We start from the raw sequence: 24,784 nt of genomic DNA on the forward strand, positions 1-24,784 counted from the left end.
ATCAGCCCTGCGCGAGGCGCGCGGCGACCGCCGCGACGTGCGCGTCCGACTCGGTCAGCGCCGCCCGCACGTGCCGGTCGCCCCCCGGGCCGTAGAAGGCGCCGGCGGCGACCAGGATGCCTCGGCGGGCCAGCCAGTCGACGGTGGCCCAGCAGTCCTCACCCCGGGTCATCCAGAGGTAGAGCCCGGCCTCGGAGTGCTCGACGGTGAAGCCCGCCCGGGTGAACGCGGCGAGCAGGGTCTCCCGCCGGGCCCGGTAGCGTTCCCGCTGCTCGTCGGCGTGCGCCTGGTCGGCCAGCGCGGCCACCATGGCGGCCTGCACCGGCGCCGGCACGATCATCCCGGCGTGCTTGCGGACCTTGAGCAGCTCGGCCACCAGCGCCGGGTCACCGGCGACGAAGCCGGCCCGGTAGCCGGCCAGGTTGGAGCGCTTGGAGAGCGAGTGCACCGCCAGCACCGAGTCGTACGACCCGCCGCAGACCTCGGGTGAGAGCACCGAGACGGGCTCGGCGTCGGCCGTCCAGCCCAGCGGCAGGTAGCACTCGTCGCTGGCCACCACCGCGCCGCGCTCGCGCGCCCAGTCGACCACCTTGCGCAGGTGGGCGGCGGGCAGCACCCGGCCGGTCGGGTTGCCGGGCGAGTTGACCCAGACCAGGCGTACCCGGGGGGTCGGGCCGAGCGCGGTGAGCGAGTCGGTGCGCACCACGGTGGCGCCGGCGAGGCTGGCCCCGTCGGCGTACGTCGGGTAGGCGATCGACGGCACCACGACCACGTCACCGGGGCCGATCCCGAGCAGGGTGGGCAGCCAGGCGACCAGTTCCTTGGAGCCGATCGTCGGCAGCACGCCGAGCGAGTCGACACCCGCGCCGCAGGCCCGGGCCACCCAGGCGGCGATGGCGTCGCGCAACGCCGGGGTGCCCGCGGTCAGCGGGTACCCCGGGGCGTCGGACGCGTCCGCCAGCGCCTGCCGGATCACCGGGGGAACCGGGTCGACCGGTGTGCCCATGGAGAGGTTGATCGGACCGTCCGGGTGCGCCGCGGCCAGGGTGGCCGCGGCGTCCAGGGTGTCCCAGGTGAACTCGGGCAGCCGTGCCGAGACCGGCGCGGGCCGGTTCAGTGGCCCTCTCCGCGCGGCGGCTGGGCGGCGACGAACGTCGCGTCCTTCTCCACCTTGCCGACCTTCGAGGCGCCGCCCGGCGAGCCGAGGTCCTCGAAGAACTCGTAGTTGGCCGCCGTGTAGTCCTTCCACTGCTCCGGGACGTCGTCCTCGTAGAAGATCGCCTCCACCGGGCAGACCGGCTCACAGGCACCACAGTCGACGCACTCGTCGGGGTGGATGTAGAGCATCCGATTGCCCTCGTAAATGCAGTCGACCGGGCACTCCTCGATGCATGCCTTGTCGAGCACATCCACGCACGGCTCGGCGATGATGTAGGTCACCGGTCTTCTCCTCCGCAAGACTCGTCGCGATCACCCGCGACGGTAAGAGCCTAGTATCTCGCCGGGGAGGAGGTCGATCGTGCTCCGACAGCAAGATGTAGGACATCGCATCGTGGTCCGGCGGGTGGTGGGAATCCGCGCGGGCCGGCCCCTCTTCTCGGACGCTCTGGGCGAACTCGTCGAGCTGGACGAGACGCATCTCACGCTGGCGACCGGGCAGGGCCGGCTCCGGGTGCCGCTGGACGAGGTGCACCGCGCCAAGCGGGTGCCGCCGGCCCGTCGGCCCACCGCCTCGACGGTGGTGGAGCTGGAGCTGGCCTCCGACGAGGCCTGGCCGGCCGCCGTCCGGGGCCGGCTGGGCGACTGGCTGCTGCGCGCGGCGGCGGGCTGGTCCGGCCGGGCCAACTCGGCGCTGCCGGTCGGCGACCCGGACCGCCCGCTGCCCGCCGCCCTCGACGCGGTCGAGTCCTGGTACGCCGACCTCGGCCAGCGGGCGATGGTGAACACCCCGCTCCCGCTGGCCGCACCGGTCGGCGCCGAACTCGACGCCCGGGGCTGGGACGCCCGGCCGCTGGTGCTGGTGCAGACCGTGCCGCTGGCGGCGGTGCCGCCGGCCCCGCCGGTCGCCGGTGAGGTGCCGCCGGTCGAGCTGGCCGGCACGCCGTCGGAGGACTGGCTCGCGGTCGCCGCCGGACGCAAGGGCGGCCTCCCGGACGCCGCCCGGCACGTGCTCACCGCCGTGGAGCGGGTCCGCTTCGCGCAGGTGTACGCCGACGGCAGGCTGCTGGCGATGGGCCGGGGCACGGTCACCGGGCCGGACCGCTGGCTCGGGCTCAGCCTGATCGAGGTGGTGCCCGAGGCGCGACGGCGCGGGCTGGCCGGCCAGGTGGTCAGGGCGCTGGTCGAGTGGGGGCGGGCGGAGGGCGCCACGCGGGCGTTCCTCCAGGTGGAGCAGCGCAACACGGCCGCGGTGGGGCTCTACCGGTCGCTGGGCTTCACCACCCACCACACCTACCTGACCCGGGTCGCCCCGCACTGAGACAGGTGGGTTCCCGCAGGTCGCTCGGGGTAGGGGAAGTCATGGGCGCGACGCCGGACACGTCGCGACGCGCCCGGAGGAACCCCGACCAGGAAGGACCTGCCCGATGGCCACACGAAGCGCATCGGGGCGCGCCGGCGGCGCGACCGCGACGAAGAACGTCCCCGGGAACCAGACCCCGAACACCCCCGAGGTGAACGAGAGCGAGATCGCCCGGCTCAAGGTCGACCAGCTCCGCGACCGGCTCCGCCGACGCGGCATCACCGGCACCACCGGCATGCGCAAGGACGAACTCGTCGACGCCCTGGTCACCGCGCTGCGCGAAGGCCGGAAGACCACCCGGTCCCGCAACGGCTCCGGCGCGACCTCCCGCAACGGTTCGGGCTCACGCGCCAACTCCCGCTCGGGCAGGGCCGACGGCGCACACGGCGGCAGTTCGCGCAGCGCCGGCGGCTCGCGGGGCGGCAGCGGCGGCGGCTCGCGGGGCGGCAGCGCCGGCGGCTCGCGGGGCGGCGCCGACCGGGGACGTGGCGACGACACCGGACGGCGGCCCGGGAACCAGACCCCGAACACCCCCGAGGTGAACGAGAGCGAGATCGCCCGGCTCAAGGTCGACCAGCTCCGCGACCGGCTCCGCCGACGCGGCATCACCGGCACCACCGGCATGCGCAAGGACGAACTCGTCGACGCCCTGGTCACCGCGCTGCGCGAAGGCCGCAGGACCACCCGGTCCCGCGCCGGGAGCACGTCCCGGGGCGGCTCCGACACGCGCGGCCCACGGTCCGCGCCGGTGCAGGAGACCGACCTGGCGGAAGTCGAACGGCGAGCCGCGGAGCTGGCGGACGTGGAGCCGCAGGCGCCGGAGGTGGAAGCGGTCGAGCGGCGGGTGGCGGAACTGGAGGAGGCCGGGGCGGACTCCTCGTCCCGCCCCCGGCCGGGCTCGGACGCGGCGACGGCCGCCACGCCCCGCGCGGAACTGGAGTCGACCGCCGCCCGGCCCGCGCTGCCGGCGGCCCCGGCCGACAGCGCGGCGGGGTCGTCCGGCGCGGACGCGAGCGGCGCGGGACCGGCCGGAGACCGGCGCGTCCCCGGGCAGCGGGCCGGCGAGGAGACCGCCCGGACCGAGGGCCAGCCGGTGCGGACACCGGCCGCCGGCGGGCCCCGGGTGAGCATGGAGACGGCCGACCGGGTGCTGACCTCCATGGTGCCGCCGGAGAGCGGCGAGGTGGACGAGGTGGTCACACCCGAGGGCACCCGGATCAGCACCGACCCGGTGACCGGGTCGGTCGCCACCCCGCCGCTGCCCGCCGTGACTGAGCACGAGCGGGACGCCGAGGCACGGTGAGCCACGGATCCGGTCCGGGCGCCGCCCGCCGGGCGGTGCCCGGACCGACCGGGGTCAGCGGCGGACGACCCGCCGCGGCTTGGCCGCCTTGATCTCGGCGTACCGCTTGAGCTGCTGCGAGCGGTGGTCGAGGCCGAGCGCGGTGAGGATCAGGTAGCCGACGGCGACACCGGCGCCGGTGGCCAGCAGGTACAGCCAGATCTGGGCGAAGAAGAGCCCGGCGCCCCCGCCGAACGGGTTGTCGCCGACCAGCAACGGCCCCACCAGCACGGTCAGCGCCAGCGCGATCAGCAGGGCGGCGGCCACGTCCGCGCCCCAACTGCCGGCCGGGCGCTCCCGCCCCTGCACGAACACCACCGCGGCGAGGATCAGCCCGAGCACCACGAACATGCCGAGCGAGACCCGGTCGGCGGCGGTGTCGTTGCCGTCGAAGCCGAGTTCGATGATCACCCGGGCCACCACGTTGACCGCGAACAGCGCTCCCGCGAGCACGCCGATCGCGCGCCACCGATCCCTCATCGCACGCCTCCCGCCGTACCGCCCGCCCCGACGGCGGGCCTTCTGGCAGGAATGTCTACCACCACAGGCGGTGCGTCGTCATCACCCGTCGTGACGACTCTGCGCCGGGCTGAGGATCTGCCGGAACGCCATCACCGCGAAGGTCATCGCCCCGCAGGTGATCATGGCCAGCCCGACCCAGTTGTCCCCCGCGACGAGCAGGTCCCCCTCGGCGGTGCGGACCGCCGCCAGGGCCATCAACGCGAACCAGGGCAGCGCGGGCAGCGCCACCGCCCACTTCCGGCCGACCGTCGCGTACGCGAACCAGCTCAGCGCGATCGCCGCGCCGATGGTCACCGGCACCGACACGCCGATCAGGTGACCGCCCGCCCGTACGGTGGACAGCCCCAGCCCGAGCAGGGCGGCGAGCACCCCGCCGACGACCGAGATCAGCCCGCCGGCCACCCGCAGGGCGGCGTCGAGCAGCCGCTCCCCCCGGCCCGGGGGCGGCGGCGGGGCCTCCTGCTCGACGACCGGCATCGGCGCGGCGGGCAGGGTCACCGGAGCCCGGCCGCCGCGACCGGGCTGCGGTCCGGCCCGTCCGTCACCAATCCGGCGAAGAGGTCGTCCTCCCAGCCGTACGGGCCCCGGCCGGGTCCCTTCTCCCCTACCGCGAGGGTGAAGTACTCCACGCCCATGAACTCGGCGCCGAAGTTGCCGGCGATCGAGTAGAGCCACGAGGTGGCCGGGATCTGGGTGGCGTGCGCCCGCATCGCCGCTTCCTTGGCGGCGTGCTGCTCGGTGGCGTCGATCCGGGCGGCGATCTCGGCGTCCGGGGTGCCGAAGGGCAGCTCGTCAACGCTCTCGATGCCGTCGAAGGGGTTGTCCGACGACTCGGTGAACTGGTCCAGGCCGGCCTCCAGGACGCTGCGCGGCATCGCCGTCCAGTAGACCTTGGCCGGGGCGCAGCCCTCGGCGGCGGCCAGCTCGGCCGCCCGCATCGCGACCCGGTGGGCCTGGATGTGGTCGGGGTGGCCGTAGAAGCCGTTCGGGTCGTACGTGATCATGACCTGCGGCCGGACCTCGCGCATGACCGCCAGCAGGTGGCCGGCGGCCTCGTCCAGGTCGGCCCGCCAGAAGGCCCGGGGGTGCTCGTTGGTGGCCAGCCCCATCATCCCGGAGTCGCGGTACCGGCCGGCGCCGCCGAGGAAGCGGTGGTCGGTGACCCCGAGCGCGGCGCAGGCGGCGGCCAGCTCGGCGATCCGGTAGCCGCCGAGCTGGTCGGCCTCGGCCGCGCCGAGCTGCGCCAGCTCCGGCACGTGGATCTCACCCTCCTCGCCGAGGGTGCAGGTCACCAGCGTGACGTGGGCGCCGGCGGCGGCGTAGTGCGCCATCGTCGATCCGGTGCCGATGGACTCGTCGTCGGGGTGCGCGTGGACCAGCAACAGGCGTCGGTCGGGCAGCGTCGTCACGGGCGTCACTCTATCCGGCGGTTCTGCCCGGCCGAGGATTACGCGTCCGCTCAGGTCGGCCACATCACGCCGGAGCCGCCCCTACGATCCGAAGCGTGGACTTTCCCGAGCTGGCCGCCCGTACCCGTCGGTTCAGCCACGGGGCGCCGCGCGCCGTCACCGTGGCGGACGACGGCTCCCGGGTGGTCTTCCTCCGCTCGGGCGGCCCGGAGGATCCGGCCGAGGCGCTCTGGTCGCTGGACGTCGCCACCGGCGAGGAACGATTGGTCGCCGACCCGAGGGCGCTGCTCGGCACGGACGAGGAGGCCGCGCTCGCCCCGGGCGAGCGGGCGCTGCGCGAGCGGCTGCGGCTGAGCAGCGCCGGCATCGGCTCGTACGCCCTGGACGCGGCCGGCCGGGTGGCGGTCCTGCCGCTGGGCGGGCGGCTGTTCCGGGCCGACCTGGTGCACGGCGACGTGGTGGAGGTGGCCACCGTCGGGCCGGTGATCGACCCGCGTCCCGACCCGACCGGCGAGCGGCTGGCGTACGTCACGGACGCCGCCGAGGGGGTGCGTCGGGGGCAGTTGCGGGTGGTCGAGCCGGACGGCACCGACGTCCTGCTCGCCGGCGAGGACTCCGGGGTGACCTGGGGGTTGGCCGAGCACGTCGCGGCCGAGGAGTTCGACCGGTTCCGTGGCTACTGGTGGGCGCCGGACGGCCGGTCCGTGCTCGCCGCCCGGGTCGACGAGAGCCGGCTGCCGCGCTGGTGCCTGCACGACCCGGCGGATCCGGAGAGCGCCCCGACCAGCGTCGCGTACCCCCGGGCGGGTGGCACGAACGCCGAGGTGAGCCTGCACCTGCTCGACCTCGACGGCGGCTGGGTCGACGTGCACTGGGACCGGGAGACCTACCCCTACCTGGCGTCGGTGAGCTGGGCCGACGGCGGTCCGCTGATCACCGTGCTGCGCCGCTCGCAGCAGCACGGCCTGGTGCTGGCGGTCGACCCGCGCACCGGTGAGACGCAGGTGCACGCCGAGCTGGCCGACCCGCGCTGGGTGGAGCCGATCCCGGGCACCCCGGCCCACCTGCCGGACGGCCGGGTGCTGGTCGGCGGCGAGCTGGCCCACGACGGGTACGACGCCCGTTGCCTCTTCGCCGACGGCACCCTGCTCACGCCGCCCTCGCTCTACGTACGCCGGGTGGTGGGGCGGCTGCCCACCGGCGGTGGCCCGGCCGACCTGCTGGTGGAGGCGAGCGAGGGCGAGCCGAGCCAGCGCCACCTCTATCGGGTGCGCACGGCGATCGGCGGCGGCGTGGACGTGCGCCGGATGAGCGCCACCCCGGGCTGGCACACCGCCGCCGTCGGCGGGGACGTGCTGGTGGTGGGCACCGCCTCGCTGGACGACCCGGGCACCAGCTGGGTGGTGTGGCGCGGGGACCGGGAGGTGGCCCGGCTGCGCTCGCTGGCGGCCAACCCGCCGTACGCCCCGCGACCGATGCTGGTCCGGGTGACCGACCGGCGGCTGCCGAGCGCGGTGCTCTACCCGACCGACCACGTCAAGGGCACCCGGCTGCCGGTGCTGCTGGACATCTACGGCGGCCCGGGCCACCAGGAGGTGGTGGCCGCCCGGTCGGCGTGGCTGGAGCGGCAGTGGTGGGCCGACCAGGGCTTCGGGGTGGTGACCATCGACAACCGGGGCACCCCCGGCATCGCCCCGTCGTTCGAGAAGGCGGTGCACCGGCGGCTGGCCGACGTGATCCTCGCCGACCAGGTCGACGCGTTGACCGCGCTGGCCGGCAAGCACCCGGACCTGGACCTGGAGCGGGTGGCGGTGCGCGGCTGGTCGTTCGGTGGCTGGCTGGCCGGGCTGGCCGTGCTGCGGCACCCGGAGCTGTTCAAGTGCGGCATCGCGGGCGCCCCGGTCACCGACTGGTCGCTGTACGACACCGCGTACACCGAGCGCTACCTGGGGATGCCCGACGACGGCATCGACGTGTACGGCCACCATTCGCTGGTGGAGCTGGCCGCCGAGCCGGTGGTCGACCGGGAGCAGGCCCGGCCGCTGCTGCTGGTGCACGGCCTGGCCGACGACAACGTGGTGGCCGCGCACACGTTGCGGCTCTCGGCGGCGCTGCTGGCCGCCGGTCGCCCGCACGCGGTGCTGCCGCTGACCGGGGCGACCCACCTGGCGGCGGGCGGGGTGTCGGAGCGGCTGCTCCGGCTGGAGCTGGACTTCCTGCGTACGCGCCTGTAGGGCGGCGACACCCGGCCCGACGGACGGGGGCCCCGGTCGACGTCGTTGTCGACCGGGGCCCGTCCGTGGTGCGGGTGCTGCGGCTCAGCTACGCCTTACGGCTTGACGTGCGCGTTGACGAAGGACGGGTAGCCGAAGACGCTGGAGATGAAGACCCCACCGACCTTCGAGCCGTGCGCGACGTAGGCCACGTCGACGAAGAGCGGCACGACGGGGGCGTGCTCCTTCATGATCCGCTCGTCGAGCTTGCCCCACTCCGGGCCCTGCTGGGCGGGGGGCAGCGCCAGGATCCGGTCCATCTCGGCGTTGATCGCCGCGTCGTTGAAGTACGACTGGTTGCTGTTGCCCTCGGCCTTGATGGAGCGGCCGTCGTAGAGCACCGGCAGGATGGACGCGCCGCTGGGCCAGTCCGCCGCCCAGTTGCCGATGTACAGGTCCCAGGGGTTGTTCTTCTTCTTGATCTCGTCGAGCTTGGCGTCGTCCGGGATGTTCCGGACGGTGATCTTGAAGCCGGCGCGCTCCAGGTTGCCCTTGAGCTGGGTGGCCATCTGCTGCTCGGTGGTGTTGTCGGCGACGCCGAGGACCAGCTCCGGGGTCTGCCCGCCGAGCAGCTCCTTGGCCTTGTCGACGTTGCCGTTCGCGCCCGCCGGGTAGGCGTCGTACGCCTGGTAGCCGATGGTGGCCGGCGGCATCAGCGTGGTGAGCGGCTGGGCCACGGTCTGCCCGCCGAGCGCCTTGATCAGGCCGTCCCGGTCGATGGCGTAGTTGAGCGCCTGGCGGACCTTGAGGTCCTTGACCCGCTGGGTGTTGATGACCAACTGGTTGGCGCTCGGCGTCGGGGAGAGGATGGTGCGCTGCTTGAGCGCCGCGTCCTGGGCCACCCGGGCGACCAGGGAGGCGGGCACGAAGTTCCAGGCGACCGCGCTCTGGTCGGCGCCGTTGTCGGCGATCACCCGGTTGACCGCCGCGTCGGCGGTCGGCCCGAAGGTCCAGACGAACTGGTCCGGGTACTGGTGGCGCACCGGGTCGGTCTTGGCGTCCCAGTGCGGGTTACGGTCCAGGGTGAGCTGCACGCCGACCTGGTTCTTGGCGACCTTGTACGGCCCGGACGAGAACGGCTTGGCGTCCAGGTTGACGCCGGTGTCCTGCTCGGGCTTGAGCGGGGCGGTGGTCGGCAGCGAAACCGCGAACGGCAGGTCGCAGCGGGGCTTGGCGAACTCGAAGCGCAGCGTCTTCGGGTCCGGGGTGGTCAGGCCCGGCGGCAGCGAGGTCTTGTTCGCCTTGAAGTCCCACTTGGTGTCGTACTGGGCGGTGTCGGCGAGCCACTCCTGGATGTAGGTCGGGCCGCCGGTGAGGTCGGGGTCGAAGGAGCGGGCGATGCCGTAGGCGATCTCCTTGGAGGTGATCGGGCTGCCGTCCTCGAACTTCACCCCGTCCTTGACCTTGAACTCCCAGACCTTGCAGTCGTTGTTGACGTTGGTGCCGGGCGTCTCGGCGAGGTCACCGACGAGGACCAGGCCGCCCTTGCCGTCGTCCTTCCAGGTGGTCAGGTAGCGCGCGAAGAGCGGGCTGGCCATCAGGCCGGCGAACGAGTACGTCCGCTGCGGGTCCAGGTGGGAGATCGGGGTCTCCCGGATGATGGTGAAGGTGCCGCCCTTCTGCGCCCCCGCCACCTCGGCCGCCGGCCCCTGCGAGTCCTTGGGGTCGGTGGCGATGACGCCGGTCTGCTTGCGGTCGGTGTCCACCGTGGTGCCCTCGCCCGTGTTCTCCGAACACGCACCCAATGCCACAACCAGGGCGATCGCGCCGCCTGCGGCGGCGGCTGCACGTGGTCGCATCTCCTACCTCCTCCACCCGGGTGCGTCGGGCGTGAACGCCGACGTCCCGTGGATCGTAAAGAAGAAAACCTTCGAATTGTGTAACAGTTGTCGATAAATTTCGTCACCGTCCGGGCAGTGGGCGGCCCGGCCGGCGGGCGTACGTCAGCGCAGCCGGACCCGGGGGTCGATCGCCGCGTAGAGCAGGTCCACCAGGACGTTGGCCAGCACCACGAAGACCGCGGCGATCAGCACGGTCGCCATGATGGTCGGCAGGTCACCGGCGCGCACCGCGTCGACGGCGGTGCGGCCCATCCCGTTCAGGCCGAAGGTGGTCTCCGTGATCACCGTGCCGCCGAGCGCGGCGCCGACGTCCAGCCCGGCGATGGTGACCACCGGGGTGATCGCCGCGCGCAGCGCGTGCCGGCCGTACACCCGGGGTTTGGCCAGGCCCTTCGCCCGCGCCGTGCGGACGAAGTCCTCCGACAGCGTCTCCAGCATCTGGGCCCGGGACAGTCGCGCGTAGATCGCGGAGAAGAGGAACGCCAGCGCCACCCAGGCCAGCACCAGCCCGCTGGCCCACTTCACCGGATCGTCGAGGAGCGGGGTGTAGCTCGGCACCGGCAGCAGCCGCAGGCTGTAGACGAAGACCAGCAGCAGCACCGCGCCGACGAAGTAGAGCTGCAACGACGCGCCGGTCAGCGAGAAGCCGATCGCCACCCGGTCCAGCCAGGTGCCCCGCCGCAGCGCCGACACCATGCCCAGCCCGACGCCGAGCAGCAGCCAGAGCACCGCCGCCGGGATCACGATGCTCAGGGTCACCGGCAGCACCCGGGCGATGGTGTCGAAGACCGCCTCGTTCGACACGTACGACCAGCCCAGGCAGGGCGCGTCGCACCGGCCGCCCTGGGCGCTGCCCAGGTCCCGCCCGGTGACGATGCCCTTCATGTAGCCGGCGTACTGGCTGACCAGCGGGTCGCGCAGGCCCAACTCCTGGCGGACCCGTTCGAGCCGCTCCGGGTTGCAGTTCTTCGGGCACATCCCGCTGACCGGGTCCCGGGGCAGGGCGAAGAACATCAGGAAGGTGAGCACGCTGACCGCGAAGAGCGTGAGCGTGGCGGAGAAGAGCCGCTTGACCAGGAAACGCGTCATCTCTCGGCACACCCCTACCGGGAGGACTTCGGGTCGAGCGCGTCGCGCAACGCGTCGCCGAAGAGGTTGAAGGCGAACACGAGCGCGAAGATCGTGACGCCGGGGAAGAAGACGTACGCCGGGTCGGTCTGGAGGTAGTCCAGGCTGCGGTAGATCATCCGGCCGAAGCTCGGCGTCTCGTCGGTGAGCCCGACCCCGATGAAGGACAGCGCCGCCTCGCTGGTGATGTACGCCGGCACGGCCAGCGAGAACGACACCAGGATCGGCGCCCAGATGTTCGGCAGCAACTGCCGGAAGAGCATGTGCCCGAGGCCCGCGCCGGCGGCCCGGGCCGCCTCCACGAACTCCCGCTCGCGCAGCGCGATGACCTGCCCCCGGACCAGCCGGGCGGTGCTGGTCCAGCCGAAGAGGGCGAAGACGGCGACGAGCACTCCGATCTGGAACGCGGGCGGCACCGCCTCACGCTGGCCGTAGAAGCGCAGCGCGAGGGTCGGGGTCAGGGCCAGCGCGATGATCAGGAACGGCATCGCCAGGGTGAGGTCGGTGACCCAGTTGACCACCGCGTCGACCCAGCCGCCGAGGTACCCGGCCACCGTCCCCAGCACGATGCCGATCGCGGCGGTGATGACCGCGGCGGCGAAGGCGATGAAGAGCGAGGTACGCAGCCCGTGCACCATCCGGATGAAGATGTCCCGCCCGAGGCCCGGCTCCAGGCCGAACCAGTGCTCGCCGGTGACGCCACCGGCGTACCCGAGCGGCATGCCGAAGCCGTCCAACCGGCTCTGGAACTGCTCGCGCGGCCCGATCCCGTACGCCATCTCGATCAACGGGGTGGCCAGCGCGACCACCACGAAGAAGACCAGCATCGCGCCGCTGACCACGGCGGTGCGGTCCCGGCGCAGCCGGGCCCAGGCCAGTTGCCCGGGCGACCGGCCGACGAAGCCCTTCTCCTCGCCGACGTCGCCGCCGGACTCGATCTCGGCCAGCGCCACGCCCTCCACCGGGGACAGGCTCACCTCGCCACCTCCTGCGCGTCCGGGCCCGTCGCCGGGTCCCCGCTCTCGTCCCCGGACACCCCGCCGTCCGAAGCCTCCGGGACCGGCGTCGGCGCGGACGCGGTCACCGGGCCGCTCTCCGGGAAGTGGCAGGCGGTGGCCTGCCGGCCGCCGTCGCGCGGCGCCAGGGCCGGCTCCTCGGTCGCGCAGATGTCCCGGGCCTTCCAGCAGCGGGTGCGGAACCGGCAGCCCGAGGGCGGGTCCAGCGGTGTCGGCACGTCCCCGCTGAGCCGGATGCGTCCGCCCGGCCCGAGGGTGGTCACGTCCGGGATCGCCGAGAGCAGGGCCCGGGTGTACGGGTGCTGCGGGCGTTCGTAGATGTCGGCGCGGTCGCCGATCTCGACGATCCGCCCCAGGTACATGACCGCCACGCGGTGGCAGAAGTGCCGCACCACGGCCAGGTCGTGGGCGATGAAGACGAACGCCAGCCCGAGGTCCCGTTGCAGGTCCCGGAGCAGGTTGACGACCTGCGCCTGGATCGAGACGTCGAGGGCGGAGACCGGCTCGTCGGCGACGATCAGCTTCGGCCGCAGCGCCAGCGCCCGGGCGATGCCGACCCGTTGGCGCTGGCCGCCGGAGAACTCGTGCGGGTACCGGTTGTAGTGCTCGGGATTGAGCCCGACCAACTCGAGCAGCTCCTGCACCCGCTTCTTCACGCCGCCCGGCGGGTCGATCCCGTTGACCTGCAACGGCATCGCCACGATCCGGCCGACCGTGTGCCGGGGGTTCAACGAGGCGTACGGGTCCTGGAAGATGATCTGGAGGTCCTGCCGCAGCGGGCGCAGCTCCCGTCGCCCGGCGTGGGTGATGTCCCGCCCGGCGAACTCGATCGTCCCCGCGGTGGGCTCCAGGAGCCGGACCAGCATCCGGCCGGTGGTGGTCTTGCCGCAGCCGGACTCACCGACCAGGCCGAGGCTCTCCCCCGGGCGCACGTCGAAGTCGAGCCCGTCCACCGCCCGGACCAGCCCCCGGCTGCGGAAGCCGGTGCGGACCGGGAAGTGCTTGGCCAACCCGCGCACCCGCAGCAGCGGCTCGTCCTCGATCCCGCTCACCGGACCACCTCCGTTCGCGACCGCGGGACTCCGCCGCGCCGCGCTCCCCGCGCGCTCACCGGGCCACCCCCACCTGGGCGACGTCCTCGCGGTAGAGCCGGGCGCGCGTGTCGGCGGGCAGGTGACAGGCGACCAGGTGCCCGGCCTCCCCCGTGCCGACCAGCGGCGGCACCTCGCTGCGCGAGCGGCCGTCGGTGCGCGCGGCGTACCGGCAGCGGGGGTGGAACGCGCAGCCCGACGGCAGGTGGATCAGCGAGGGCGGGTTGCCGGGGATCGGCACCAGGTCCGCCGTCGCGTCACCGTGCAGCGAGGGCACGCTCGACAGCAACCCCCAGGTGTACGGGTGCTGCGGGCGGCGCAGCACCTGCTCCACACCGCCCTGCTCGACGGCGCGTCCGCCGTACATCACCAGCACGTCGTCGGCGACCTGGGAGACCACCCCGAGGTCGTGGGTGATCAGGACGATCGCCGAGTGGAACTCGGCCTGGAGGTCCGCGAGCAGGTCGAGGATCTGCGCCTGCACGGTCACGTCCAGCGCGGTGGTGGGCTCGTCGGCGATGAGCAGGTCCGGGTCGTTGACCAGGGCCATGGCGATCATCGCCCGTTGCCGCATCCCGCCGGAGAACTCGTGCGGGTACTGGTCGAACCGGCGGGCCGGCTGCGGGATGCCGACCCGGCCGAGCATGTCGATCGCCCGGCTGCGCGCCGCCCGCCGCCCGGCCCGGGGGTGGTGCACCCGGTACGCCTCGGCGATCTGCCGGCCGACCGTGTAGTACGGGTGCAGGGCCGACAGCGGGTCCTGGAAGATCATCGCCATGTCGCGGCCGCGCAGCCGGCGTACCTCCTCCTCGGGGAGGCCGACGAGCTGGCGGCCACCGACGGAGATCTGCCCGGTGATGGTGCTGCGCTTCGGGTCGTGCAGGCCGAGGACGGCGAGCGAGGTGACGCTCTTGCCCGACCCGGACTCGCCGACGATGCCGAGCGTGCGGCCACGCCGGACGGCGAAGGACACCCCGTCGACCGCGCGCACCACGCCGTCGGCGGTGTCGAAGCGGACCCGCAGGTCGTCCACCCGCAGGTAGGGGTCCTCCCCGGCACGCTGCTGCGGCACGACCGGCGGGTCGCCCGGCCGTGCGGACGGCGCCTGCTCCGGACTGTCCACGCCCGCCTCCCCGAAAGTTTGAAGAGAACCTACAACAAACTCGCGAGGCTGAAAATAAGCTACATGCGCCGGCCTGTCAGGAGACCACAGCGTAACGACTCGACAACACCCCCGCACCGGCCCTCCCGTCGTACCGGAAGTGCGACCATGGACACGGTTGGCCCTGGCGGATCCCGGTCGGCGCGAGGTGGAGGTGACCAAGACCGTGGCGCTGTTCGACCACGACGGACCGTGGACCGAAGAGGAGTACCTCGCCCTCGGCGAGAGCGGCAACCTCCACCTCCACCGTCGACAGGGCCGGCACTACGTGGAGCAGTCGGTGACCAAGGCCGGCGAGTCCCTCCAGCTCACTGAACCCGTCAAGGCGACGATCCGCCCGGAGGAACTGCTCCCCTGACGGATGTCGGTCGGCTCGCCTAGGGTCGGGCCATGACCGAGTTCGACGCGGCCGGCGCCGCCGTCCAGGCCGCCCTCGACGCGGGCGCCCGGTACGCGGACGCCCGGGTGATGCACCGCCGCTACGAGTCGATGTCGGCCCGCAACGGCGCGATCGAGGAGCTGACCCGGGACGAGAGCATCGGGCTGGGCGTCCGGGCGCTGGTCGGGTCGAGCTGGGGCTTCGCCGCCGTACCCGATCTGTCGGACGCCGCGGCCCGCGACGCCGGCCGGCGCGCCGCGGCGATCGCCACCGCGAGCGCGCGGGTGCCCGGCCCGCCGGTCGACCTGGTGCCGGCCGAGGCGGCCGTGGCGAGCTGGGCCTCCGACTGCCGGATCGACCCGCTCGGCGTCGCCCTCTCCGACAAGGGGGACCTGCTGGTCGCCGCCACCGCGACGATGCGCGAGCACGGCGCCGACCTCGCCGAGGGGCTCTACCAGATCTGGGACACCGCCAAGTGGTTCGTCTCCAGCGAGGGGCACCGCATCGACCAGAGGATCCGCGAGTGCGGGGGGGGCATCTCGGCCACCTCCATCGGCGACGGCGAGACCCAACGCCGCTCCTACCCCAGCTACCGCGGCCAGTACGGCACCACCGGCTGGGAGCTGGTCGAGTCGCTGGACCTGACCGCGCACGCCGCCCGGATCGCCGAGGAGTCGCGGGCGCTGCTCACCGCGCCCGAGTGCCCGGCGGGCGAGACCGACCTGATCCTCGGCGGCGAGCAGCTCGCCCTGCAGATCCACGAGTCCGTCGGGCACGCCATCGAGCTGGACCGGATCCTCGGCTGGGAGGCCGCCTTCGCCGGCACGTCCTGGCTGGACCTGGCCCAGCTCGGCACGCTGCGCTACGGCTCCGAACTGATGAACGTCACCATCGACCCGACCATCCCCGGCGCGCTGGGCAGCTTCGGCTTCGACGACGAGGGCTCCCCGGCGGTGCGCCGGGACGCGGTGCGCGAGGGCCGCTGGGTGGGCGTGCTCGCCGGCCGCGACTCGGCCGCCGTCGCCGGTCTGGGCTACGGCGGCAGCGTACGGGCCGACGGCTGGGCGCGGTTGCCGATGGTGCGGATGACGAACGTGGGCCTGGAACCCGGCCCGCACACCCTCGACGAGATCGTCGCCGCCACCGACGACGGGGTGCTGATGGACGTCAACCGCTCCTGGTCGATCGACGACAAGCGGCTCAACTTCCAGTTCGGCTGCGAGATCGGCTGGGAGGTGAAGAAGGGCCGGCGCGGGCGGATGCTGCGCAACCCGACGTACACCGGCATCGGCCCGCTCTTCTGGCGCTCGATGGACATGCTCTCCTCGGAGACGGTGGCCTGGGGCACGCCCAACTGCGGAAAGGGCCAACCCGGCCAGATCGGCCACACCGGCCATCCGGCGGCGCCGGCCCGCTTCCGGGACGTGCGAGTGGGGGTACGCGCATGACGGAGCTGGACGTCGCCGGTCAGGTCGTCGAGCTGGTCCGCAGGCTCGCCGGCCCGGCCGCCGAGGCCGAGGTCGTGGTGACCCGCCGCGACCTGGCGCTGACCCGGTTCGCCAACTCGTTCATCCACCAGAACGTCGCCGAGTCCGGGGTCACGGTGCGGCTGCGGGTGCACGTCGACGGGCGCACCGCCGCCGGCAGCGGCAGCCTGGTCGACACCGAGGGCCTGCGCGCGCTGGTCGAACGGACCCTCACCGCGGCCCGGCTCTGCCCACCCGACCCGGCCTGGCCCGGCCTCGCCCCGCCCGCCCCGGTGCGCTCCGACGGGCGCGTCGACGAGGCCACCGCGTACGCCGAGCCGGACGCGCGGGCCGAGCGGGTACGCGGCTTCGTCGACGCCGTCGGCGGTCTGGAGGCGGCCGGCTACTGCCGCACGTCGTACCGATCGGGGGCGTTCGCCAACTCGACCGGGCACGCCGCGCTCGGGCGCGCGGTCGAGGCGGCCATGGACGGCATCGCCCGGGCCGGTGGCGCGGACGGGGTGGCCCGACTCTGCGTCGACCGGCTCGCCGACCTCGACGGCGCGGCGCTGGGCGTGCGGGCCGCCGCCAAGGCCCGGGCCGCCGCCGACCCGGTCGAGCTGCCGCCGGGCCGGTACGAGGTGGTGCTGGAGCCGGCCGCCGTGGCCGACCTGTTGCAGAACCTCGCCTGGTTCGGCTTCAACGGCAAGCGGTACGCCGAGCGGCAGTCCTTCGCCGAGCCGGGCGCCGCCCAGTTCGATCCGACGGTGACCCTGGTCGACGACCCGCTGCACGGCTCCACCCTCCCGTACGACCTGGAGGGCACCCCCCGACGGCCGCTCGCCCTGGTCGAGGCCGGGACGACCCGCGCGGTGGCGCACGACCGGCGCAGCGGCGCGGAGGTGGGCACCGGGTCGACCGGCCACGGCATGCTCGGCGGGTCCACCTTCGGGCCGATGCCGCACAACATCCGGCTCCTCGCCGAGGCGTCGGCGCCCGGCGGGGCAACCCTCCTCGCCGAGGCGTCGGGGTCCGGCCGGGTCACCGCACCGAGTGGCGTGGCCGGGGCGGTGGTCGACGCGGACACGGCGGCGCTGGTCGCCGGGGTCGAGCGGGGGTTGCTGGTCAGCGACTTCTGGTACACCCGGGTGCTCGACCCGAAGAGTCTGGTGGTGACCGGCCTGACCCGCAACGGGGTGTGGCTGGTCGAGGACGGCGTGCCGGTCCGGGCGGTCCGCGACTTCCGCTTCACCGAGTCGTACCCCCGGGCGTTGGGACCGGGCCGGGTGCGTGGACTGGGCCGGCGGTCGGTCCGCCAACCCGACCGGGTGGAGGGCGTCTGGTGGGAGGCGCCGCCGTTGCGGCTGGCCGAGTGGAACTTCACCGGCGGCGCGTCGGGCTGACGGGGTCGGGCGACACGAGGCGTGCACCTGCCGCCAGGCGCGGGAACGGCCCGCCGTCCGCGCCGTGACCCGCCGTCCGCGCCGTGGCCCCTCCGGGGTCCACCGGGTCGGTGGGGATCGGTGGGGTACCGGCTCCTGCGCTACGGACTTGAGTACACAGGTGAGTCGGGGCGGCGAATCACATCTGTACTCAAGTCCGTAGCCTCCGCACGCCCCCACCGCACGGCGGAGACGCGGCCGGCTCAGCCGGTCCGGATATTGATCATGATCCGGGTCTTTCCAAGCTGCGGGACACACGGGACACTGCGTTGCGCGGCCGGGCCGTGAAGATCGGCGTAACGTGTGTCACTTAGCTGCGCTGATTGACCGGTGCGGTCGTTGGTGTGCGCAAGACGTGGCAGTGGACGCGCCTCTGGTCGGTCCGCTGACCGGTACGGAATGTGATCCGCCGCCCGTGAGGGCCCCGTCAGGGAGACGACTCGAATGACATCAACGGCAACGAAGCCGCGGGGGGCGCGGGCCCGCGCCGCGATCGCGGCGAAGACGTTGCGGACCGACCGCTGGTGGCTCGCCCCACTGCTGACCGTCGTCGGGCTCACCGCCTGGGTCGCGTACGCGACGGTCCGGGTCTTCATGCACAAGTGGTACTGGGTCGACGCGTACCACTACCTGACCCCGTTCTACTCCCCCTGCGTGACCGACCGGTGCGTCGAGGAGGCCTCGCACTTCGGCCGTTTCCTGCCCGGCTGGTGGATCATCCCGGACGCGGCGCTGACCCTGCCGTTCCTGCTGCTGTTCCGGCTGACCTGCTACTACTACCGCAAGGCGTACTACCGGTCGTTCTGGCTCTCCCCGCCGGCCTGCGCGGTGCCCGACGGCCACAAGGCGTACAGCGGCGAGACCCGGTTCCCGCTGCTCGGGCAGAACCTGCACCGCTACTTCTTCTACGCCGCCGCCATCATCTCGCTGATCAACACGTGGGACGCGATTCTGGCGTTCCACTCCCCGAAGGGTTTCGGATTCGGGCTGGGCAACATCATCCTGCTGGTCAACGTGGTGATGCTGTGGGCGTACACCATCTCCTGCCACTCCTGCCGGCACATCATCGGCGGCCGGCTCAAGCACTTCTCCCAGAGCCCGGTGCGGTACAAGGCGTGGACGTTCGTGTCCAAGCTGAACGTCCGACACATGCAGCTCGCCTGGATCACCCTCGGCACCCTGGCCCTCACCGACTTCTACGTCATGGCGGTCGCGGCCGAGTGGATCTCCGACCTGCGGTTCATCAACTAGAGGGCGCCCCGGACATGACCACTACCACTCGCATCGAACGACACCACTACGACGTCGTCGTGATCGGGGCCGGCGGCGCCGGCCTGCGCGCGGCGATCGAGGCCCGGTTGGCCGGCAAGAAGACCGCGATCATCTCCAAGTCGCTCTTCGGCAAGGCGCACACCGTGATGGCCGAGGGCGGCGCGGCGGCCGCCATGGGGAACGTGAACAGCCGCGACAACTGGCAGGTGCACTTCCGCGACACCATGCGCGGCGGCAAGTTCCTCAACAACTTCCGGATGGCCGAGCTGCACGCGAAGGAGTCGCCGCAGCGGATCTGGGAGCTGGAGACGTACGGCGCGCTCTTCGACCGGACCAAGGACGGGAAGATCTCCCAGCGCAACTTCGGCGGGCACGAGTACCCGCGGCTGGCGCACGTCGGCGACCGGACCGGCCTGGAGCTGATCCGGACCCTCCAGCAGAAGATCGTCTCCCTCCAGCAGGAGGACAAGCGCGACCACGGCAGCTACGACGCACGGATCAAGGTCTTCGCCGAGACCACCATCACCGAGTTGCTGCTCGACGGCGACCGGGTCGCCGGAGCGTTCGGCTACTACCGGGAGTCCGGCGAGTTCGTCCTCTTCGAGGCGCCGGCGGTGGTCCTCGCCACCGGTGGCGTCGGCCGGTCCTACAAGGTCACCTCGAACTCCTGGGAGTACACCGGGGACGGGCACGCGCTGGCGCTGCGCGCCGGGGCCACCCTGATCAACATGGAGTTCCTCCAGTTCCACCCGACCGGCATGGTCTGGCCGCCCTCGGTGAAGGGCATCCTGGTCACCGAGTCGGTCCGGGGCGACGGCGGCGTGCTGAAGAACTCCGACGGCAAGCGGTTCATGTTCGACTACGTGCCCGACGTCTTCCGCAAGCAGTACGCGGACAACGAGGCCGAGGCGGACCGCTGGTACAAGGACCCGGACAACAACCGGCGCCCGCCGGAGCTGCTCCCCCGCGACGAGGTCGCCCGCGCGATCAACAGCGAGGTCAAGGCCGGTCGGGGTACGCCGGCCGGCGGCGTCTACCTGGACATCGCCTCGCGGCTGCCGGCCGAGGAGATCCGTCGCCGCCTGCCGTCGATGTACCACCAGTTCAAGGAGCTGGCCGACGTCGACATCACCAAGGAGCCGATGGAGGTCGGCCCGACCTGCCACTACGTGATGGGCGGCGTCGAGGTGGACCCGGACTCCGGGGCCGCGTACGGCACCGTGCAGGGGCTGTTCGCCGCTGGTGAGGTCTCCGGCGGCATGCACGGCTCCAACCGCCTCGGCGGCAACTCCCTGTCCGACCTGCTGGTCTTCGGCAAGCGGGCCGGCGGGCACGCGGCGTCGTACACCGATCAGCTCACCGCCCGCCCGAAGGTCTCGGTCGGCGCGGTGGAGACGGCGGTGGAGGCGGCGCTGGCGCCGTTGCAGCGGGACACCGGGGAGAGCCCGTACACCCTCCAGCAGGACCTCCAGGCGGTGATGGGGGATCTGGTCGGAATCATCCGCCGGGAAGGCGAGCTGGTGGACGCGCTGAGCCGGCTGGCGGAGCTGCGCGAGCGGGTGGCGAAGGTCAGCGCGAGCGGTGGCCGGCGCTACAACCCCGGCTGGCACCTGGCGCTGGACCTGCGCAACATGCTCGTGGTGTCGGAGTGCACCGCGAAGGCGGCGCTGGAGCGGCAGGAGTCCCGGGGCGGGCACACCCGGGAGGACTTCCCGACCATGGACCCGACCTGGCGACGGGTGAACCTGGTCTGCGCGCTGGACGGCGACACGGTGCGCCTGACGCACAAGCCGCTGCCGAAGATCCGGCCGGAGCTGATCACCCTGTTCGACCGCGCGGAACTGGCCAAGTACCTGACCGACGAGGAGCTCGCCGAGTTCGACGCCCTCGCTGCGGACGCTCACGCTGAGGAGGCGGGCAAGTAATGGGCAGCAAGCGACAGTTCCGCATCTGGCGGGGCGACGAGACCGGCGGTGACCTGCAGGACTACATGGTCGAGGTGAACGAGGGCGAGGTGGTCCTCGACATCATCCACCGGCTCCAGGCCACCGACGCGCCCGACCTGGCCTGCCGCTGGAACTGCAAGGCGGGCAAGTGCGGGTCCTGCTCGATGGAGATCAACGGCAAGCCGCGGCTGAGCTGCATGACCCGGATGTCCACCTTCGAGGAGGACGAGACGGTCACCGTCACTCCGCTGCGCACCTTCCCGATCATCCGGGACCTGGTCACCGACGTCTCCTTCAACTACGAGAAGGCGCGGGAGACGCCGGCGTTCGCGCCGCCGCCGGGGGTGGCTCCGGGCGACTACCGGATGCAGCAGGTCGACGTGGAGCGCTCGCAGGAGTTCCGCAAGTGCATCGAGTGCTTCCTGTGCCAGAACGTCTGCCACGTCATCCGTGACCACGAGGAGAACAAGCCGGCCTTCGCCGGCCCGCGCTTCTTCATCCGCGCCGCGGAGCTGGACATGCACCCGCTGGACGCGAAGACCGACCGCAAGGAGTACGCGCAGGCGGAGCAGGGCCTGGGCTACTGCAACATCACGAAGTGCTGCACGGAGGTCTGCCCCGAGCACATCAAGATCACTGACAACGGGATCATCCCCATGAAGGAGCGGGTCGTCGACCGCAGGTACGATCCCCTCGTGTGGCTTGGTAGCAAGATCTTCCGTCGGGGTGACACGCCCCAGAGCACCGCGAGCAGCGCGGGGAAGGAGTCCGTGGTGCACAGCGGCGCTCGTCAGGCTGGGGTCCACTCGCACGCGGGAGGGTCGCACGACCCGGCCGCGGAGGTGCAGGCCCAGAAGGGCGTGAACTGGCACCGCGAGGTCCCGCACCCGACCGCCCCGGCGGTGGACGCCAGCGGCAAGCTGCCGCTGACGGAGTTGACCTTCGACCGCGCGGCGGCGCCGTCGCCGTTCGGTGACGACGTCACCTTCCCGCTGCCCCCGGAGCACCTCAACTTCGCTCACCCGAGCCAGGACGAGAAGCACTGAGCAGCGCGACGACGTTCGACGGGGGGCCTGCGGCTGATGCCGCGGCCCCCCGTCCCCTTTCCACCCCCCTGTCGTGATCCCACCCCCGCCGATGCCAAGTCGATCATGAAGTTGTGTCCACCGCCGACGGCGTGTCGTGGCAACAACTTCATGATCGACGGCCCGATCCGGGGCCAGGCGGGGTGGACGGGGGGTCAGAGGGTGGCGGCGAGCAGGAGCGGACGGAGGGCGGCGACGATGGGCGCGTCGGCGGGGAGCCAGGTGACGGTGTCCAGCTCGGTGGCGGAGAGCCAGCGCATGGCGGAGTGCTCCAGCGCTCGGGGCTCGTCACCGTGCAGCAGGCGGGCGGTGTACACCTTGAGCACCGAGCGGCCGTGGGCCATCCGTACGTCGCGGCCGACCCGTTGGCCGATCTCGACGCGTACGGCCAGTTCCTCGGCGCACTCGCGGACCAGGGCCGCGACCTCGCTCTCGCCCGGCTCGACCTTGCCGCCGGGGAACTCGTACATCCCGGCCACCTCGGGCGGGGCCGACCGCGCGCAGGCCAGCACCCGCCCACCGGCGATGATCGCCGCGCCGACGATCACCTTGGGCTCGCGCCGCTCGGCCTGTCCGTTTCCGCCTACCCGTTCGGTCCGCACGGGCGTCCAGCGTGCCAGATCAATCGTCGGTTTGGGTACCGTCCCCGACCGGTAGGTCAGCAGAACACGGAAGTGTGGGCGTGGACACACCGGATGTCTCCCGACAGACTGGGGAGCATCACGAGGACACGGGACGGCGACGATTTGGCCACAAGCCGGCAACGACGCCTGGGAGGTGCGGTGATGCGCGCGCTGTTCAGCAGCCGGGCGAAGCACGACTACCTCAGCGACGCGCTGACCCTCCTGGGCGGCTGGACCCGCGAGGGTGAGCAGATCCGACGCACCCTCGTCATGGACGACACCCAGCACGCGGCGCTGACCGAACGGGTCAAGGTGGTGGCGGACGCGCTGCGGCTGCGCCCCGAGATCAGCCGGCGCGACCGCGAGACGCAGATCCGGGTCGGGCACGGCGACGGCGAGCCGCTCACCGAGGGCGAGGTCCTGCTGGCCGCCCGCATCGAGGACGCGTACCGGGCGGTCACCGAGCACTGAGCAGGGCCCGGCACCGCCACGCCCGCCCGGCAGGTGTCCATCGTCGGCCCCCGTCCCGCCTCGACCGGTCACCGGTCGACGTCACCTCAGCCTAGGGCTCCCGCCGGACGCCGGCCGTCACCGGAACGTCCGGGGCACCCCGTCCGAGTGGCCACCCGGTGACGGTGCGTGTCCCGTTCTGAGACGTTCCTGAGAATTCGGCGTTTCCGTCCCGCACCCCCGGGTACCAGATCCGGCAAGGGTGAAGAAGCCGCCCAATGAACGACACCGCACACAAGTCGTATTTTTTGGGAGCTGATCATGACTGCGCCTACGACCAACGCCGCCACCCGGGGTACCGAACGCCTCGACCACACCGGCCACGACGTGCGTACCGTGCGCCGGCACGGCGAGGAGACCAAGCCGTCGTGGAAGACCACCGAGCTGGCCGTCTACCTGCTCTCGGTGCTCGGTGTGCTGATCGCCTCCAACGCCGTCGGCGACGGCGCCGCGAACGACGGCGGCGACTACTTCGCCGCCGACAAGGCCTGGTGGTACATCACGCTGCTGACCATCGGTTACCTGGTCAGCCGGGGCCTGGCCAAGTCCGGCAGCCGCACCCGCGACCACGACCCGCGCGTCGACCACTGACGCACGTAGGCCCACGGCCCCGCCCGCCGGCGCACCCGCGCCCGGCCGGCGGGGCCCGGTCGTGTCAGCGGGCCGGTTCGCCCTGCGTCGTGGAGAGCCCCAGGGCCCGCCGTACGGCCAGTTCGGTCTGCGGGTCGCGGCGCTGCTCGGCCTGCGCCACCAGGCGGAGCATCTGGTCACGGTCGGGGGCCTTCTCCGCGTCCCGCCAGGCCACCGCCGCGCCCTGGGCCTGAGCGACCAGCTTGCCGATCGGCTCCTGGGCCGGCGCCGGCCAGGTGCCGCCGCTGAGCGCCAGCCACATGCCGGCGTGCGCGGAGGCCGCGCGCTCCACCATCGTGCGCAGCTCGGCCGGCGAGGCGGTCGGCCCCTGGGCGGCGAGGACGCCACGGGCCTCGTCGAAGTCGCGCACCGCCATCAGGAACGCCAACTGTTCCGGGCGCAGCACGGTGGCGTCCTGCCGCAGCGGCCGGGTCAGCGGGCTCCCGCCGGCCGCCAGGTAGCAGGTGATCTGCGGGTCCGTCGTCCACTCCACCCGTGACGGGACGTACCAGCGCAGCCGCACCTCGGCGGGGAGCGACAGCGGGTCGAGCACGTAGCTGCGCTGCTGCCGCCGGCACGCGGTCTCCGCCCGGGCCGAGAGCGCGGCCGTGCCCGGGTACGCCTCGTCGGCGTACCGCTCGTAGCCGGGCAGCCGGTCGACCAGCTCCGCGTCGTGCGGCTCGGTGCACGGCACCTCGGTGACCTCGTCCGGCGCGGTGCGCGTACCCGAAGGGGTGTCGTCGACCCGGAAGCAGTCCCCGACCCGCAGCCCTCGCACGCCGGACGGCGGGTCGGGCCGGGACGGCGGCACCGTGAGGACCAGGAGCAGCACCAGCGCCCACACGCCGAAGAGCACCAGGCCGGCGACGGCGAGCCCCCGGCCCCGCTCGCCGGTCCGGCGGATCCGGCGCAGCGCGACCACCGCGAGGACCGCCCCGAGCACACCGCCGAGCAGACCCAGGACGAAGGCGGCGATGGCGAGCCGGCTCGTCCGGCCGCGCGGCGTCCCGGGGCCGGCCCACGGCTCCCACCCCTCGTCGGCCGCCTCCGGCACCCCTGGGAGCACGGGTCGCCTCGGCCTGCTGTCGTCCGCGGTCATGTCCCGTTCCTTCCCCCGTGTCCCCGG

Annotated in this window: 23 protein-coding genes; 11 read left to right on the plus strand and 12 right to left on the minus strand. The window is 73.0% G+C overall.

Annotated elements, in window-relative coordinates; translation table 11 throughout:
• Nucleotide 1: 1 nt before the first annotated feature.
• Complete coding sequence (gene dapC / locus GA0070614_RS11500) at nucleotides 2–1,117, minus strand: succinyldiaminopimelate transaminase (RefSeq protein ID WP_088979386.1); 1,116 nt, start codon at nucleotides 1,115–1,117, stop codon at nucleotides 2–4.
• The gene (fdxA, locus tag GA0070614_RS11505) at nucleotides 1,114–1,440 is read right to left on the minus strand and encodes a ferredoxin (protein WP_088975946.1); all 327 of its coding nucleotides are present in this window, start codon (nucleotides 1,438–1,440) and stop codon (nucleotides 1,114–1,116) included. Before fdxA ends, dapC begins: the two co-directional genes overlap by 4 nt.
• A 79-nt stretch (nucleotides 1,441–1,519) precedes the next feature.
• On the opposite strand from fdxA, the gene GA0070614_RS11510 reads away from it, so the two are divergent.
• Nucleotides 1,520–2,479: a GNAT family N-acetyltransferase gene (locus GA0070614_RS11510; RefSeq protein ID WP_088975947.1), complete on the plus strand. Its 960-nt coding sequence runs from the start codon at nucleotides 1,520–1,522 to the stop codon at nucleotides 2,477–2,479.
• 106 nt (nucleotides 2,480–2,585) lie between these two features.
• Nucleotides 2,586–3,824, plus strand: coding sequence for a hypothetical protein (locus GA0070614_RS30195; protein WP_157744983.1), 1,239 nt, complete (start codon nucleotides 2,586–2,588; stop codon nucleotides 3,822–3,824).
• 54 nt (nucleotides 3,825–3,878) lie between these two features.
• Here the strand turns inward: GA0070614_RS30195 and GA0070614_RS11525 are convergent, their stop codons facing one another.
• The 3 genes from GA0070614_RS11525 to mshB all read right to left on the minus strand — a co-directional run bounded on the left by GA0070614_RS11525 (nucleotide 3,879) and on the right by mshB (nucleotide 5,803).
• Nucleotides 3,879–4,343 (minus strand): hypothetical protein, encoded by a 465-nt coding sequence (locus tag GA0070614_RS11525; protein WP_088975950.1) that lies wholly within the window; start codon nucleotides 4,341–4,343, stop codon nucleotides 3,879–3,881.
• An 81-nt stretch (nucleotides 4,344–4,424) separates the two neighbouring features.
• Nucleotides 4,425–4,862 carry a hypothetical protein gene (locus GA0070614_RS11530; protein ID WP_088979387.1) on the minus strand — a complete coding sequence of 146 codons (438 nt, stop codon included), beginning with the start codon at nucleotides 4,860–4,862 and terminating at the stop codon, nucleotides 4,425–4,427.
• A 17-nt stretch (nucleotides 4,863–4,879) separates the two neighbouring features.
• On the minus strand, nucleotides 4,880–5,803 hold the full coding sequence (gene mshB / locus GA0070614_RS11535) for an N-acetyl-1-D-myo-inositol-2-amino-2-deoxy-alpha-D-glucopyranoside deacetylase (protein WP_172892418.1): 924 nt from the start codon (nucleotides 5,801–5,803) through the stop codon (nucleotides 4,880–4,882).
• Between the two features lie 86 nt (nucleotides 5,804–5,889).
• Between mshB and GA0070614_RS11540 the strand changes: the two genes are divergently transcribed.
• Nucleotides 5,890–8,028, plus strand: coding sequence for a prolyl oligopeptidase family serine peptidase (locus GA0070614_RS11540; protein ID WP_088975952.1), 2,139 nt, complete (start codon nucleotides 5,890–5,892; stop codon nucleotides 8,026–8,028).
• A 95-nt stretch (nucleotides 8,029–8,123) separates the two neighbouring features.
• Here GA0070614_RS11540 and GA0070614_RS11545 read toward each other — a convergent pair whose 3' ends face one another.
• The 5 genes from GA0070614_RS11545 to GA0070614_RS11565 form a co-directional block, all read right to left on the minus strand.
• On the minus strand, nucleotides 8,124–9,866 hold the full coding sequence (locus GA0070614_RS11545; RefSeq protein WP_088975953.1) for an ABC transporter substrate-binding protein: 1,743 nt from the start codon (nucleotides 9,864–9,866) through the stop codon (nucleotides 8,124–8,126).
• 144 nt (nucleotides 9,867–10,010) lie between these two features.
• Nucleotides 10,011–10,997 (minus strand): ABC transporter permease, encoded by a 987-nt coding sequence (locus GA0070614_RS11550; RefSeq protein WP_088975954.1) that lies wholly within the window; start codon nucleotides 10,995–10,997, stop codon nucleotides 10,011–10,013.
• Between the two features lie 14 nt (nucleotides 10,998–11,011).
• Nucleotides 11,012–12,013: an ABC transporter permease gene (locus tag GA0070614_RS11555; RefSeq protein WP_088975955.1), complete on the minus strand. Its 1,002-nt coding sequence runs from the start codon at nucleotides 12,011–12,013 to the stop codon at nucleotides 11,012–11,014.
• Nucleotides 12,010–13,104: an ABC transporter ATP-binding protein gene (locus GA0070614_RS11560; protein WP_408630747.1), complete on the minus strand. Its 1,095-nt coding sequence runs from the start codon at nucleotides 13,102–13,104 to the stop codon at nucleotides 12,010–12,012. Before GA0070614_RS11560 ends, GA0070614_RS11555 begins: the two co-directional genes overlap by 4 nt.
• Before the next feature lie 55 nt (nucleotides 13,105–13,159).
• Nucleotides 13,160–14,215, minus strand: a complete 1,056-nt coding sequence (locus tag GA0070614_RS11565) for an ABC transporter ATP-binding protein (protein WP_088979388.1) — start codon at nucleotides 14,213–14,215, stop codon at nucleotides 13,160–13,162.
• Between the two features lie 208 nt (nucleotides 14,216–14,423).
• On the opposite strand from GA0070614_RS11565, the gene GA0070614_RS31105 reads away from it, so the two are divergent.
• The 6 genes from GA0070614_RS31105 (at nucleotide 14,424) to GA0070614_RS11595 (ending at nucleotide 21,856) form a co-directional block, all read left to right on the plus strand.
• Nucleotides 14,424–14,663, plus strand: coding sequence for a hypothetical protein (locus tag GA0070614_RS31105; protein ID WP_088975956.1), 240 nt, complete (start codon nucleotides 14,424–14,426; stop codon nucleotides 14,661–14,663).
• Between the two features lie 32 nt (nucleotides 14,664–14,695).
• Nucleotides 14,696–16,132 carry a TldD/PmbA family protein gene (locus GA0070614_RS11575; protein ID WP_088975957.1) on the plus strand — a complete coding sequence of 479 codons (1,437 nt, stop codon included), beginning with the start codon at nucleotides 14,696–14,698 and terminating at the stop codon, nucleotides 16,130–16,132.
• Between the two features lie 503 nt (nucleotides 16,133–16,635).
• On the plus strand, nucleotides 16,636–17,553 hold the full coding sequence (locus GA0070614_RS31660) for a metallopeptidase TldD-related protein (RefSeq protein WP_408630766.1): 918 nt from the start codon (nucleotides 16,636–16,638) through the stop codon (nucleotides 17,551–17,553).
• 483 nt (nucleotides 17,554–18,036) lie between these two features.
• The gene (locus tag GA0070614_RS11585; RefSeq protein WP_088975959.1) at nucleotides 18,037–18,843 is read left to right on the plus strand and encodes a hypothetical protein; all 807 of its coding nucleotides are present in this window, start codon (nucleotides 18,037–18,039) and stop codon (nucleotides 18,841–18,843) included.
• A 14-nt stretch (nucleotides 18,844–18,857) separates the two neighbouring features.
• Nucleotides 18,858–20,789: a fumarate reductase/succinate dehydrogenase flavoprotein subunit gene (locus GA0070614_RS11590; RefSeq protein WP_088975960.1), complete on the plus strand. Its 1,932-nt coding sequence runs from the start codon at nucleotides 18,858–18,860 to the stop codon at nucleotides 20,787–20,789.
• Nucleotides 20,789–21,856, plus strand: coding sequence for a succinate dehydrogenase/fumarate reductase iron-sulfur subunit (locus GA0070614_RS11595; RefSeq protein WP_088975961.1), 1,068 nt, complete (start codon nucleotides 20,789–20,791; stop codon nucleotides 21,854–21,856). The genes GA0070614_RS11590 and GA0070614_RS11595 overlap by 1 nt, the downstream gene beginning before the upstream one ends.
• Before the next feature lie 194 nt (nucleotides 21,857–22,050).
• Here GA0070614_RS11595 and GA0070614_RS11600 read toward each other — a convergent pair whose 3' ends face one another.
• Nucleotides 22,051–22,443 (minus strand): (deoxy)nucleoside triphosphate pyrophosphohydrolase, encoded by a 393-nt coding sequence (locus GA0070614_RS11600; protein ID WP_408630767.1) that lies wholly within the window; start codon nucleotides 22,441–22,443, stop codon nucleotides 22,051–22,053.
• A gap of 237 nt (nucleotides 22,444–22,680) precedes the next feature.
• Here GA0070614_RS11600 and GA0070614_RS11605 point away from each other — a divergent pair, with 237 nt between their 5' ends.
• Both GA0070614_RS11605 and GA0070614_RS11610 read left to right on the plus strand, forming a co-directional pair.
• Nucleotides 22,681–22,989: a 4a-hydroxytetrahydrobiopterin dehydratase gene (locus GA0070614_RS11605; RefSeq protein WP_088975963.1), complete on the plus strand. Its 309-nt coding sequence runs from the start codon at nucleotides 22,681–22,683 to the stop codon at nucleotides 22,987–22,989.
• Between the two features lie 300 nt (nucleotides 22,990–23,289).
• Complete coding sequence (locus GA0070614_RS11610; RefSeq protein ID WP_197701438.1) at nucleotides 23,290–23,619, plus strand: hypothetical protein; 330 nt, start codon at nucleotides 23,290–23,292, stop codon at nucleotides 23,617–23,619.
• A gap of 64 nt (nucleotides 23,620–23,683) precedes the next feature.
• On the opposite strand, the gene GA0070614_RS11615 is transcribed toward GA0070614_RS11610, so the two are convergent.
• Complete coding sequence (locus GA0070614_RS11615) at nucleotides 23,684–24,757, minus strand: DUF4190 domain-containing protein (protein WP_172892420.1); 1,074 nt, start codon at nucleotides 24,755–24,757, stop codon at nucleotides 23,684–23,686.
• Between the last annotated feature and the right edge of the window lie 27 nt (nucleotides 24,758–24,784).

Source organism: Micromonospora coxensis, assembly GCF_900090295.1.
GTDB classification, from domain to species: Bacteria; Actinomycetota; Actinomycetes; order Mycobacteriales; family Micromonosporaceae; genus Micromonospora; species Micromonospora coxensis.

What these genes read in the sequence shown, in the direction of transcription:
- GA0070614_RS30195 (WP_157744983.1), top strand. Translation starts at nt 2,586, where the DNA reads ATGGCCACACGAAGCGCATCGGGGCGCGCCGGCGGCGCGACCGCGACG.
- GA0070614_RS11525 (WP_088975950.1), bottom strand. Translation starts at nt 4,343, where the DNA reads ATGAGGGATCGGTGGCGCGCGATCGGCGTGCTCGCGGGAGCGCTGTTC.
- GA0070614_RS11530 (WP_088979387.1), bottom strand. Translation starts at nt 4,862, where the DNA reads ATGCCGGTCGTCGAGCAGGAGGCCCCGCCGCCGCCCCCGGGCCGGGGG.
- GA0070614_RS11545 (WP_088975953.1), bottom strand. Translation starts at nt 9,866, where the DNA reads ATGCGACCACGTGCAGCCGCCGCCGCAGGCGGCGCGATCGCCCTGGTT.
- GA0070614_RS11550 (WP_088975954.1), bottom strand. Translation starts at nt 10,997, where the DNA reads ATGACGCGTTTCCTGGTCAAGCGGCTCTTCTCCGCCACGCTCACGCTC.
- GA0070614_RS11575 (WP_088975957.1), top strand. Translation starts at nt 14,696, where the DNA reads ATGACCGAGTTCGACGCGGCCGGCGCCGCCGTCCAGGCCGCCCTCGAC.
- GA0070614_RS31660 (WP_408630766.1), top strand. Translation starts at nt 16,636, where the DNA reads ATGGACGGCATCGCCCGGGCCGGTGGCGCGGACGGGGTGGCCCGACTC.
- GA0070614_RS11585 (WP_088975959.1), top strand. Translation starts at nt 18,037, where the DNA reads ATGACATCAACGGCAACGAAGCCGCGGGGGGCGCGGGCCCGCGCCGCG.
- GA0070614_RS11590 (WP_088975960.1), top strand. Translation starts at nt 18,858, where the DNA reads ATGACCACTACCACTCGCATCGAACGACACCACTACGACGTCGTCGTG.
- GA0070614_RS11595 (WP_088975961.1), top strand. Translation starts at nt 20,789, where the DNA reads ATGGGCAGCAAGCGACAGTTCCGCATCTGGCGGGGCGACGAGACCGGC.
- GA0070614_RS11605 (WP_088975963.1), top strand. Translation starts at nt 22,681, where the DNA reads ATGCGCGCGCTGTTCAGCAGCCGGGCGAAGCACGACTACCTCAGCGAC.
- GA0070614_RS11610 (WP_197701438.1), top strand. Translation starts at nt 23,290, where the DNA reads ATGACTGCGCCTACGACCAACGCCGCCACCCGGGGTACCGAACGCCTC.
- GA0070614_RS11615 (WP_172892420.1), bottom strand. Translation starts at nt 24,757, where the DNA reads ATGACCGCGGACGACAGCAGGCCGAGGCGACCCGTGCTCCCAGGGGTG.